8 protein-coding genes and 1 tRNA gene are annotated in these 12,179 nt (G+C 60.6%); 5 read left to right on the top strand and 4 right to left on the bottom strand.

Translation table 11 applies throughout. The features are described 5' to 3' along the window. Positions 1-106: 106 nt before the first annotated feature. The 5 genes from mraY (at position 107) to putP (ending at position 7,851) form a co-directional block, all read left to right on the top strand. A complete protein-coding gene (gene mraY, locus WCX49_RS02265; RefSeq protein ID WP_345985957.1) occupies positions 107-1,168 on the top strand; it encodes a phospho-N-acetylmuramoyl-pentapeptide-transferase in 1,062 nt (353 codons plus the stop codon). Between the two features lie 9 nt (positions 1,169-1,177). After that, the gene (murD, locus tag WCX49_RS02260) at positions 1,178-2,416 is read left to right on the top strand and encodes a UDP-N-acetylmuramoyl-L-alanine--D-glutamate ligase (RefSeq protein ID WP_345985956.1); all 1,239 of its coding nucleotides are present in this window, start codon (positions 1,178-1,180) and stop codon (positions 2,414-2,416) included. 43 nt (positions 2,417-2,459) lie between these two features. Further along, a tRNA-Phe gene (locus tag WCX49_RS02255) sits at positions 2,460-2,535 on the top strand. Positions 2,536-2,778: 243 nt separating this feature from the next. After that, positions 2,779-6,366: a bifunctional proline dehydrogenase/L-glutamate gamma-semialdehyde dehydrogenase gene (locus tag WCX49_RS02250; protein ID WP_345985955.1), complete on the top strand. Its 3,588-nt coding sequence runs from the start codon at positions 2,779-2,781 to the stop codon at positions 6,364-6,366. After that, complete coding sequence (gene putP, locus WCX49_RS02245; RefSeq protein WP_345985954.1) at positions 6,367-7,851, top strand: sodium/proline symporter PutP; 1,485 nt, start codon at positions 6,367-6,369, stop codon at positions 7,849-7,851. It abuts the gene before it with no gap. Here the strand turns inward: putP and WCX49_RS02240 are convergent, their stop codons facing one another. From WCX49_RS02240 to WCX49_RS02225, 4 genes are read right to left on the bottom strand one after another with little or no spacing between them, the layout of a single operon-like run. Then, a complete protein-coding gene (locus WCX49_RS02240; protein ID WP_345985953.1) occupies positions 7,852-8,484 on the bottom strand; it encodes an HAD family phosphatase in 633 nt (210 codons plus the stop codon). Beyond that, the gene (locus tag WCX49_RS02235; protein WP_345985952.1) at positions 8,481-9,899 is read right to left on the bottom strand and encodes a TolC family protein; all 1,419 of its coding nucleotides are present in this window, start codon (positions 9,897-9,899) and stop codon (positions 8,481-8,483) included. Before WCX49_RS02235 ends, WCX49_RS02240 begins: the two co-directional genes overlap by 4 nt. Further along, positions 9,896-11,173, bottom strand: a complete 1,278-nt coding sequence (locus WCX49_RS02230; RefSeq protein ID WP_345985951.1) for a hypothetical protein — start codon at positions 11,171-11,173, stop codon at positions 9,896-9,898. The genes WCX49_RS02235 and WCX49_RS02230 overlap by 4 nt, the downstream gene beginning before the upstream one ends. Next, positions 11,166-12,119, bottom strand: coding sequence for an ABC transporter ATP-binding protein (locus tag WCX49_RS02225; protein ID WP_345985950.1), 954 nt, complete (start codon positions 12,117-12,119; stop codon positions 11,166-11,168). The genes WCX49_RS02230 and WCX49_RS02225 overlap by 8 nt, the downstream gene beginning before the upstream one ends. Between the last annotated feature and the right edge of the window lie 60 nt (positions 12,120-12,179).

Raw genomic sequence — 12,179 nt, 5'->3', positions numbered from 1 at the left:
GATTGCTAAGATGCCCTTAAACATATAATGACGGCAATTATATTAAAATAGCACTTTTTACTCACTTTATCACTACAACCTAGTGAAAACTCTTTATGGACAGATAATGCTTTACTGGTTTTACGAACTTCTGGATATCAACCTGCTGCAATACATTACCGTCCGTGCCGGCGTCGCCTTTTTCCTGGCGCTCTGCATGACCCTTTTCCTGATGCCCGTGTTCATCCGCTGGGCCCAGAAGACCTCCAGCGTCCAGCCCATAAACGACTACGCGCCCGACCGCCACCGCGAAAAGGCAAAGACCCCGACGATGGGGGGCGTCGTCTTCATCGTATCGACCCTGATTGCGTCGGCCATCACCGTACGGTACGACAACTTTTTCGCCCTGGGCGGGATGCTCGTGCTCGCACTCTTTATGCTGATCGGATTCAAGGACGACTACGCCAAGATCGACAAGCAGCACAACCTCGCCGGCCTTACGGCGCGCGCCAAACTGATGTTCCAGATCGGCGCCGCCCTTGCCGGGGCCCTTTTCCTGCGTTTCGCGGCGGGGCTCGATACGGAACTCTACGTCCCCTTTTACAAGCATCCGCTCTTTGACATGCACCTCTTCGCCCTGCTCTTCTGGGTCCTCGTCATGGTCGCGTCCTCCAACGCCGTCAACCTCACGGACGGCCTCGACGGCCTGGCGACGGTCCCCTCCGTCTTTGCCCTGATGACCCTGGGCGTTTTCGTCTATGTCATCGGGCACGCGGGCCTCTCCGCCTACCTGCTGATGCCGAACTTCCCTGCCGGGGAAGCCTCCGTCGTCGCTGCGGCACTGATCGGTGCGCTGATCGGCTTTTTGTGGTTCAACTCCCACCCCGCCGAAGTCTTCATGGGTGACAGCGGTTCTTTAGCCATCGGCGCCTTCATCGGCTACCTCGGCATTGTTGCCAAAAGCGAGTTCCTGCTCCTGCTCATCGGGCTCATCTTCGTCATCGAGACGGTCTCCGTCATCATCCAGGTCGGCAGCTTCAAACTGCGCAAAAAGCGGGTCTTCCTGATGGCCCCCATCCACCACCACTTCGAGATGAAGAACTGGGCGGAGAACAAGATCATCGTCCGCTTCTGGATCATCGCCATGCTCTCGAACCTGGCCGCACTGATCACGCTGAAAATCCGTTAAGGCCCCCCGATGCAGCACAAACGCACCTCCCTTTTCGGCTACGGCATCACGACCCGCGCCATTGCCAAGGCCTTCGGTCCCTTTACCTTCTATGACGACAACGTCCACAAACCTTTTACCGACGACGACGGCAACCGGGTGCGTCCCACGGCGGAGTTCGACCCGCGCTACTCCGACCTTGAGATCCCATCACCCGGGATCCCGCCCGAGCATCCGCTGATCCAAAAAGCGGCCCATCTCGTCAGCGAGTACGACCTCTTCCTCTCGCCGCTGTCGCGTCCCCCTTTTACGCCGGAAGCGAAACCTTTTACCGTCTGGATCACCGGCACCAACGGCAAAACGACCACCACGCAGATGCTCACCCACCTGCTCGCCGACAAGGGAGCGCTTTCCGGCGGCAACATCGGCACCCCGCTGGCCGCGCTGAATACCAAGGCACCGCTTTGGGTCCTGGAGACGAGCTCGTTTACCCTGCACTATACCCATGAGGCGAAACCGGACCTCTACGTCGTGCTGCCGATCACCCCGGACCACGTGAGCTGGCACGGCAGCGAACAGGCCTACATCGACGACAAACTGAAACCCCTGGCACAGATGCGCGAGGGCGAGACCGTCCTGCTGCCGCGCGCCTATGCCGATATGCCGACGGACGCCTTCGTCATCCCCTACGACGATGCCCAGGATCTCGCCGCCTTTTTCGGTTTCGACACGGAACGTATCCGCTTCAAAGGCCCCTTCCTCCTCGACGCCCTTCTGGCCATGGCTGTCGACCGGCTCCTCTTCGACCGCATCGATTATGAGAAGATGAACGCCTTCGTCCTCGACCCGCACCGCCAGGAGGAGTTCAGCGATGCACAGAAGCGCCTCTGGGTCAACGACACCAAGGCCACCAACATCGATGCGGCCCTGGCCGCCGTCCGCCGCTACGCCGACCGCCCCATCCACCTCATCGTCGGCGGGGATGACAAGGGGGTCGACATGATGCCGCTCTTCGAAGCCCTCGCCGACGTCGACGTCACCCTCTACACCATCGGCAGCAACCAGGCGAAGCTTGATGCCCTCTCCGAACGTTTCGGCATCCCCTTTGAGAGCTGCGGGGTCCTGACCGAAGCCGTCAAACGGATCGCCGATGTGCATACCCTGGAAAGTGTTGCCCTGCTCTCCCCGGCCTGCGCCAGCCTGGACCAGTTTCCCTCCTACGCCGTACGCGGAAACACTTTTAAAGAAGCCGTCGCCAATTTAAGCTAGGCTTCAATATGCCATTGCTATAATTTCGGCCTCCTTAACGAATGGCCTGTTAGCTCAGTCGGTAGAGCAAGGGATTGAAAATCCCTGTGTCCGTGGTTCGATTCCGCGACAGGCCACCACGAAACAACATTTCCTTTACATTATTTCCAGAACAAACCCGCAGAAAATTCAAACACGTTTTCGCTATTCTCAACCCCATTCCAACTCCGGCTTCCGGAAAATTTTAGCTTGCACTAAACCTAATATGTTATCGTAGGGCCTGTCAGCCGCCAGAGCGTACCCACACAGTGCCAGGGTACTGTTTTGCCCCCCGCCCTTTCATCCATGCGGGACCAATCCACACCAGCATGAAGGAGCTTCCTATGCCCATACCTCCCGAACTGTTCGAAGAGACCAAAACCGTTGCACGCCGTTGGCAGGAGGAGATCTCGCACCATATCGGGAAGGAGGAGCAGAGACTGCATACGATGATGCAGCGCATGCTGAAAAACCCCATCAACAAGATCTTTCTCATCGAGCTGCTCGACCAGAGCTTCCGTTCCAAAGACCCCGACCGGGTCGCCGACCAGCTCGAATACATCTTCGAAAAATACAAAAGTACGGATTTCTTCAGCCACTTCGAGCAGATCCTTATCTGGCTCTTCCGCGACGTCGGCATCTACGTCAGCTCCCTCTCGGTCCCCATGTTCATCAACTACCTGCGCAACGACATCAGCAGCATTGTCATCCAGGGCGAAGATCCTGTCCTTTCCAAGCACATGAAAGCGCGCCGCGCAGAGGGGACCCGGGTCAACATCAACGTCATCGGCGAGGTCGTCCACAGCGAGGCCGAGGCGGAACGCCGGGTCGAAAAATATATCGCGCTGCTCGAGAACCCCGATATCGACTACCTCTCGCTCAAGATCTCCAACATGTTCTCGCAGATCCTTCCCCTGGCCCACGACAACAACGTCGCGCATGTCTCCTCCCGGCTGGAGCGGGTCTACCGGGCGGCCGTCGCCAACCCCTGCCGCGACAGTGAGGGAAAGGCACAGCCCAAGTTCGTCAACCTCGATATGGAGGAGTACCGCGACGTCCGTATCACCATCGACGCCTTCAAAAAGGTCCTCTCCCGGGAGGAGTTCGCGCAGCTGCACGCCGGCATCGTCGTCCAGGCCTACCTCCCCGACGCCCTCACCTACATCCGGGAACTGGCCGACTGGGCCAAAGTCCGCGTCGATGCCGGAGGCGCGCCGATCAAGATCCGCATCGTCAAGGGGGCCAACCAGGAGATGGAACTGACCGAGGCCTCCTTGCGCGGCTGGCCCAACGTCACCTATGCGCACAAGGCGGAATCGGACGCCAACTACAAAAAGGCGATGGATTACCTGCTCGACCCCGCCGTCGCCCCCTACGTGCACACCGGCGTTGCCTCGCACAACCTCTTCGACCATGCACTGGCCATGCTGCTCGCCAAAGCGCGCGGTGTGGAGCCATACGTCACTGCCGAGATGCTCGAGGGGATGAGCGAAGCGGCCTACCGACTTCTCAAAGCCGAGGGGCGCAGTGTCATCCTCTACGCCCCGACGGCGACCAAAGAGACCTTTACAAACGCCATCGCCTACCTGGTGCGGCGCTTCGATGAGAATACCGCCGAACAGAACTTCCTGCGCCACAGTTTCGGCCTGCGGGTGGATACCCCGGAGTGGGAGCTGCTCGTCAAGACCTTCGACGATGCCGTCGCCCTCATCCCCTCGCTCTCCGAAGCCCCCAACCGCACCCAGGACCGCACCCGTCCGATCGAAAAAAGCGACATCGATCCCGCCGTCTACCATTTCGAGAACGAACCCGATACGGACTTTATCCTTCCCGCCAACCGCGCCTGGGCGGAGGCGATCCGCGACAAGTGGCAGCATATCGGCGAGCGCGGCGGCTTCAGCGCCTACCCCGTCGTCGGCGGAAAGGTCGTGCAGCGCGACGAAACGGTCACGGTCATAGACAAGTCCCAGTACTATGAAGGCAAACGTGCGGGCGCCTATGTCGAAGCGACCCCGGAAGATATGAAAAGTGCCATCGCTACGGCCAAGGCCGACCCCGACGGCTGGCGGGCACTGACACCGCACGCGCGCCAGAAGATCATGATGGAGGTCGCCCACAAGATCCGGCTCGCCCGGGGCGACCTCATCGGCGTAGCAGCCGCCGAAGTCGGTAAAGTCTTTACCGAGACCGACGTCGAAGTGAGCGAAGCGATCGATTTCGTCAACTTCTACCCCTACAGCGTCACCAAGCTGGACGGACTGACGGGTGTCGAGGCCAGGGGCAAAGGGGTCGGTCTCGTTATCAGCCCCTGGAACTTTCCCGTCGCCATCCCGACCGGGGGGATCGCCGCAGCCCTCGCGGCGGGCAACACGGTGATCCTGAAACCCGCCGAAGCCTCCATCCTCACCGCCTACCGCCTCTGCCAATGCTTCTGGGAGGCGGGGGTCAGTATGAACACCCTGCAGTTCATCCCGGGACGCGGTTCGGAGGTCGGGAAACATATGATCCCCAGCGAGGCGATCGACTTTACCATCTTCACCGGCGGCGAAGAGACGGCATACCGCATCATCAAGGCCCGTCCCGGCATCCACCTGAGTGCGGAAACGGGGGGCAAGGACGCTACCATCGTCACGGCGATGGCGGACAGGGACCAGGCGATCGGCCACGTCATGGCCTCGGCCTTTCACAACTCCGGGCAGAAGTGCTCGGCGACCTCGCTGCTCGTGCTGGAAAAAGAGCTCTACGACGACGCGGAGTACAAACGGCAGCTCAAAGAGGCGGCGGAGTCAATGCAGACCGGCTCCGTCTGGGATTTCAGCAACCGCGTCGGCACCCTTGTCGACCGTCCGGCGGGCAAACTTGAACATGCCATCGAGACCCTGGACGAGGGCGAGGAGTGGCTGCTTGCACCGGACTACGCCGACCAAGGCAACCCCTATATGCTGAAGCCTTCCATCCGCTGGGGGACCGCGCCGGGGGATTTTTGCCATATGAACGAGCTTTTCGGCCCGGTGCTCAGCGTCATGCGCGCCGAAGACCTCGAAGAGGCCATCGCGATCGTCAACGCCACCGGCTACGGCCTCACCTCCGGACTGGAGTCCCTCGACCGCCGCGAACAGGAGCAGTGGAAAACGGCGCTGCTCGCGGGGAACCTCTATATCAACCGCGGCACGACGGGGGCCATAGTGCTGCGCCAGCCCTTCGGCGGCATGCGCAAATCAGCCATCGGCAGTGGCAGGAAAGCGGGCGGCTTCAACTACGTCAGCCAGTTCATGCAGATCACCTACCGTGAGACCAACCTCTACGAGTCCTGTTCCACCCCCTTCACCGACCGGATGCGGGTGATGCTCCAGCGCGACACGGTCTTTCACGACGAGTGCGAAAGGGGCCTGCGCCACCTCTGCCACTTCGCACACTGGTATGAGACCGAGTTTATGAAACCCCATGACTACGCCCATATCCGCGGCGAGTCCAATGTCATCCGCTACCTGCCGGTCGCGAGCGTCCTGCTGCGCCTCGAAGAGGGGGACAGCCTCGAGGAGTCGCTTGCCACGATCATGGCCGTCAGGATGGTCGGTGCACGGCTGCACATCTCCCTGCCCGAACACTCTAAGCAGGCGGAGTTCCTCTGGCTCGAATCGAAGCAGGCGAGCCTGCTCGGGGAGCACGACACCATCACCCGCGACAGCGAGGCGGTATTGATCGACCGGATCCCCCATTACGAACGGGTCCGCTTCCTCCGCCCCGAGAACGTCTCCCCGGCCCTCTTCAACGCCGTGACCGACCGGGCCGTCTACATCGCCAGGGAGCCCTTCGTCGCCCACGGACGGATCGAACTGATGCACTACTTCATCGAACAGAGCATCTCCAACAGCTATCACCGCTACGGCAACCTCGGCATTGCCGGCCTGCACCCGGATGAGGAGGTATAAATGCAGACACCCGTACTGATCTCGTTCGGCCTTTACATGCTTGTGATGGTGGCCATCGGCCTCTATTTCTACTTTAAAACCGAGGACCTCGGCGACTATGTTCTCGGCGGGCGGGGTCTCGGTCCCGGCGTCACGGCGCTGAGCGCGGGGGCCTCGGATATGAGCGGCTGGCTCCTGCTCGGGCTCCCGGGCATGATGTACAGCGACGGGATCGCCGGCAGCTGGATCGCCGTCGGTCTGCTCATCGGTGCCTACCTGAACTGGCACTACGTCGCCCGGCCGCTGCGCATCATGACCCACCGCCTTGACGATGCGATCACGATTCCCGACTACTTCGCCAACCGTTTCGGCGATGCCAAGGGCCATCTGCGCGTCATCACGGCCCTCGTGATCCTGCTCTTCTATACCCTCTACACCTCCTCGGGCCTCGTCGGCGGGGCAAAGCTCTTTGAAGCAACCTTCCACCTCGACTACGCCGTCGCGCTCGCCGTCGGCAGTTTCATCATCGTCTCCTACACCTTCCTCGGCGGCTACAACGCCGTCAGCTGGACCGACTTCATCCAGGGGATCTTGATGATGCTCGCCCTCATCGTCACGCCCGCCGTCGTCATCACCCACCTGGGCGGCCTCTCCGCCGCCCTGGAGCTGATCGAGTCGATCGACCCGTCCCACCTCGACATCGTCCACGGCACCGGCGTCATCGGGATCCTCTCCCTGATGGCCTGGGGGCTGGGCTATTTCGGGCAGCCCCACATCCTCGTACGCTTCATGTCGATCCGCAGCGAGGACGAGATGCACCACGCCAAGGCGATCGGCATGGGGTGGATGGGCCTCTCCATTCTCGGCTCGCTGGCCGTCGGTTTCTTCGGCCTCGCCTATGTCGTCTCGTCGGGAACAGACCTCACCGATCCCGAAAAGATCTTCATCACCCTCTCGCAGCTGCTCTTCAACCCCTGGATCGCCGGCTTCCTTCTCGCCGCCATCCTCGCCGCCATCATGAGTACGATCGATTCACAGCTGCTGGTCTCCTCGTCGGTCCTGACACGCGACATCTACCACGCCGTCCTGCGCAAAAACGCGACGAACAGAGAGCTGGTCTGGATCGGCCGGGCCACGGTCATAATAATCGCACTGATCGCCTGGTACCTCTCGACGGACAAAAACTCCAGCGTCCTTTCCCTCGTTGCCTACGCCTGGGCCGGCTTCGGTGCGGCCTTCGGACCGCTGATCATTCTCTCCCTCTACCGCCGTGACATCACCAAAGGGGGTGCAATCGCCGGGATGGTGACAGGTGCTCTCACGGTCATCGTCTGGAAACAGCTTGAGGGGGGTCTGTTTGAGCTCTACGAGCTGCTGCCGGGCTTTATAGCCGGCTGGGTCGCCATCCGGCTCGTTTCACCGATGACCCCGCCTGTTCCCGCTTCGATCCTTGAAAGGGTCGATGCCACAAGCAGAGAGTACAAACGCCGAAAAGCGGCAAGGTAGTCACTCCAGCAGGGCGAGCAGGCCCTCGATGCTGTCAATACGGTGGGTCGCGTCTGAGAAGTCGTGCTGCGCCGTAAAGACGTTATCAACGATGACGCACTCAATCCCCGCGCTCACCGCCGAACGCAGTCCCCGCTGCGAATCCTCGACGATGACCGCCTCATGCTTCTCCCCGCCGAACAGTTCCAGCCCTTTCAGATAGGGATCGGGGTGGGGTTTCGCGCGGGCATATTCACCGCTGCAGAGCACAAACTCCATGGGGTCCGTGATCCCTCTGCCGGCATGGATCAGTTCAAAATCCTCCCGACGCGCCGAGGTGACTATTCCCATCCGGTAACGCTCCTTGAGGGTCTCCAGGACCTCATGAACCCCTGGGATGGCGATCTCCTCGGTCTGCAGGTAGTGCTGGTAGAGCTCGTTGCGTCTGCTGCGGGCCGCTTCGACCGTTTCGGAGTCGTACCCCGCCTCCTCCGCCAGCAGAAAAGCGCTCTGGCCGTTGATCATGATCTCGCGGTAACGCGCCTCTTCCAGGGTGATGCCCATCGTTTTGAGGATTTCGACGTTGGCCCGGAAGTACCACGCCTCCGTCTCGACGAGCACCCCGTCATTGTCAAAGAGGATATATTTTTTCATTGCCCCGCTCCTTCCGTCCGTACTGTCATATTCTCGCCTGAAACCGGCATCGCCGCCAACAGCGAATCACTCCCCAGCTCCCGCTCGATCTCCAGCGCCTGCAGCAGCAGCCTAAGCCGGTAGGTGAGCTCCTTCTGCCGGACTTCCAGGGTCGTGAGTTCGCGCTGGTTGATCATAACCAGGTCGCCGGCACCCAGGCGGTACTTTTTCACCTCGGCCGCTTCCAGTTTTTCCGCCATCGACACTTCCTCGGCAGCACTTTTCAGGTTCTCACGGAGCATGCGCCGCGTCGTAAAACGGTTTGAAAGGGCTGTTTCGATCTCGATCCGCTTGCGCTGCAGTGCCTCGTCCACGGCCCTCTCCCCTTTTTCGATCGCTTTCTTGCGGCCGGCATAAGTACGACGTTCGACCGGGAAACTCATCTCCAGCGACACTTTGACGCCGTTATCGTAGACAAAATCGTGCACGCCGTACAGCGCCACATTCAGACTCGGATACTTCGAAAGGTCGTTGTACTCCTCCTGCAGGCCGAACCGGCGCTTATCGTACTGCAGGCTTCTGAGGTCGGGGCGCTGGTCCCAGGCCGTTTGCAGCGCCTTCTCGAAACGGAGCTCTTCCGCCTTCTCTTCGGGCAGGATGGGCAGCGTATAGCGTGCCTCGAGCGCATCGGGAGGGAGGCCGAGAAAACGCGCAAGGCTCCCCAGGGCCACCCTGTAACCATTCAACGCTTCAAGCCGGCGCTGTTCCCGGTTGAGGATCTGCCGCTGTACCTCGAGCAGTGCGATCTCCGGCAGCTCGCCGACGCCGACCTTGCTGCGGACAAACCCTTCGCGCTCGCGTGCCTTCTCCAGCAGCACGGACTCCAGCGACGCGACCGACCGGCGGTAGAGCAGCGTGTAATAGGCGGCATAGACGTCGAAACGGAGATGTCTGAGGTTCTCCTTCGCATCGTAGGTAGAACGGGCAGCGTCGATCGCGGCCGATTCCAGCTGGTAGCGGCGCTCGTTCATCCCCTTTGCGACCGCGAACACCGGTACTTTCACCCCCAGGCGCACTTCGCCGTCGTCACCGGTCTTGATGTTGTTGTACTCCTGGACCCCTTCCGCCCTGCGGTAACCCGCCAGGAATTCGACGCCGCTCTCGGTCGCTTTTTCAACGTAAACGTCCGCCAGTTCCCCTTCGCTCGCCGGGTACCGCTTGTTGTCGTACTTGACGCCAACACGGGTATCAAACGCCCCCTCCGCGGCCTCCGCACGGGCCTGGGACACGTACTGCTGCCCGACGGCCGTATAGATGTAAGGGTTCTTTTCATTCAGATAGGTTTCGATGACGGCAGGGGTCAGCAGCTCCTTCGCCCCGACGCTTCCCGGCAGCAGAAGGGCCATCAGCAGGGGGACGGCATGTTGTAGTCTCATGCCCCCTCCTCCTGCGGGATCACCATCTTCGGCGGGAAGGCGTTCATCAGGCGCCACAGCTGGTACCAGACCGGCACCGTGTCGAGCGCCACCCAAACGGTCGCCTGCGTGCCCCGGCGAAGGATCGTCTCCGAAGGCCACGGCTCCTCGGGGTCCTCGACGACGTAGGCGTAGTAGAAGCCCTTCTCGTACGAAACCGGGTCCACCTTTTTGATGACGCCCCCGAAGGTGCCGAAGCGGATCTGCGGCCAGCCGGAAATCTGCAGTGCGGGCCAGCCGTAGAACATCATGCGCACTTTCAGCCCTTCGCGGATCAGCGGCATGTTGAAGTCCGATACCTTCAGCAGCACGGTGCGTTCGGTCACCTCCGGCGCAAACTGCAAGACGGCGTCCCCCCGGCGGACAAACTTGTTCTTGTCGTTGGTCAGGACCCGGATCACCTCCCCCGCTTTTTCCGCGCGCACCTCCGATGAGGCGTAACGCGCGATCTCCGTCAACTGGCGCTGCAGCTCCCGCTCCAGCCCGCTGGAACGGCTCTGTGCGGCGAGCACGTCATTTTCCAGCCGGCGGATGCGGTTGTCGGCTTCGTGGACGAACTGCACCTTCTCCTGCGCGATGATCTCCAGGCTCCGCGCCTGCACGCGAAGATCGACATCGAGCTTTTCGAGCTCCGTTTGCGCCCGGGTCCACGCCGCATCCGCGCGTTCGTAATTGCGGCGCGATTCGATCGCCTCTTCGTAGAGGCGCTTGATCCGCTCGTAATTCGCCGCCTCCGTCTCGGCGCTTTTTTGCAGGGCGACCCGTTTGAGCTTCAGGCTGGAGAGCTTCTCTTCGGCCTGAATGCGCCGCTGCTCAAAGAGCGCGATACCGACGCTGCGCTGTTTGCGCGCGTTGTCGCGGTTGGCCTGCACGGCTTCGATCTCCCGCCGGGTATTCTCCAGCTGTTCGCGCAGGCGCCGTTCCATCTCCTTGACCCGCGCCGCGTACTCCGTATCCAGGTCGACCATCGTAAAGAGCCGCTCCCCCTCTGCCACGCGCTGGTTCTCCTCAACGTGGAACGCTTCGATGAAACCGTCTATCGTCGCGGAGACCGGCTGGACCCGTTCGCTCGGATCATAGGCGATCAGGGTGCCTTTCCCCTTGACGGTCTGCTGCCACGGCAGAAAGAGGAAGGCGACGAGAATAAGGACGATGATGATGGTAAAGAGCCAGATGCGGCGCACCACCGGGTTCATTTCGGTGCTGTCGAGCGAACGGAACTGCAGATCAGTCATGACCGTTCTCCTGAAGCTTTGCGGAGAGTTTATGCACTTTGTAGAACCCCTCGACCGTATCGTAGATGTAGTCGATCTGCTTGACAACGCCCTTGAGCGCCGAGGTGATGGAGACGACGACGATCTCGGCCGCGATGAACTCCCCGAGCGGCAGCGAGCCGTTGATGACCAGGTAGCCCCCGGCGATGAGGAAGGTGCTGAAGATAAACCCCTCGGTGAAAAAGGTCAGCGCCAGCTGCCTTATGGTCACCCGGAAGAGCTTCTGGCGCGCGGAGGCGTAATGCAGCAGCAGGCGGTCGAAGGTGCCGAGCACCTCTTTCGGCGTTCCGGGCTGCTCATGGATATGCTGCAGGTAGTAGATGACGCCGTGTTTCGCGTCCGAGCGCTTCACGGCCCGGTCGATGCCGCTGCGCCCGAGCAGAAGCAGCAGCAGGAAATAGGCGGAAAAGAAAAAGAGGCCGACGCCGAACAGGACCGGGTCGAACGCCAGCAGCAGGACAAGGCTGACGACAATCTTGGCCGCCAGACCGACCCCGTCCAGGAGCAGGATGGGAAAGAACTTCTGAATGGCCGCGATGTCGAAAAAGTAGTTCATGTACTTTCCGTGTTCCTGCACGGCGTCGCTTCCCCGGTATGACACCGCCATCGTGGCAACCTGGATACCCGTTTTCAGAAACACCCGCTGCTGGAAGTTCTCGATAATGTACTCCTTGATCACCTGCAGCATCGTCACCAGGACAAACATAACGATCACGACAAAGCCCAGCATCACGAGCGAGATTGCGGCATGCGCCAGAACACTGTTGATGACAAAGGAGGAGGCAAGCGGGATCGAGAGAACCAGCACCGCTTCGATGGCGGAGTAGTAGACCAGGTAGAAGATGTTGCGGCGGTCTTCCCTGACAATTCGCCTGATATTCTCAAGCACAATCTTTGTGACGTTCATACAGCGCTTTCCGAAAAAGGATTTTTATATAAAATGATAATGATTTTTATTAAATAGAAG

Source organism: Sulfurimonas sp. HSL-1656 (assembly GCF_039645585.1).
In the GTDB taxonomy this organism is placed as follows: domain Bacteria; phylum Campylobacterota; class Campylobacteria; order Campylobacterales; family Sulfurimonadaceae; genus Thiomicrolovo; species Thiomicrolovo subterrani.
The sequence above is the reverse complement of the archived record's forward strand: the minus strand, read 5'-3'. Positions and strand labels throughout refer to the sequence as shown.

Bases quoted from the DNA above. Each gene is read 5' to 3' on its own strand.
- WCX49_RS02240 (WP_345985953.1), bottom strand. From the start codon at position 8,484: ATGAAAAAATATATCCTCTTTGACAATGACGGGGTGCTCGTCGAGACG.
- mraY (WP_345985957.1), top strand. From the start codon at position 107: ATGCTTTACTGGTTTTACGAACTTCTGGATATCAACCTGCTGCAATAC.
- murD (WP_345985956.1), top strand. From the start codon at position 1,178: ATGCAGCACAAACGCACCTCCCTTTTCGGCTACGGCATCACGACCCGC.
- WCX49_RS02225 (WP_345985950.1), bottom strand. From the start codon at position 12,119: ATGAACGTCACAAAGATTGTGCTTGAGAATATCAGGCGAATTGTCAGG.
- WCX49_RS02235 (WP_345985952.1), bottom strand. From the start codon at position 9,899: ATGAGACTACAACATGCCGTCCCCCTGCTGATGGCCCTTCTGCTGCCG.
- putP (WP_345985954.1), top strand. From the start codon at position 6,367: ATGCAGACACCCGTACTGATCTCGTTCGGCCTTTACATGCTTGTGATG.
- WCX49_RS02230 (WP_345985951.1), bottom strand. From the start codon at position 11,173: ATGACTGATCTGCAGTTCCGTTCGCTCGACAGCACCGAAATGAACCCG.
- WCX49_RS02250 (WP_345985955.1), top strand. From the start codon at position 2,779: ATGCCCATACCTCCCGAACTGTTCGAAGAGACCAAAACCGTTGCACGC.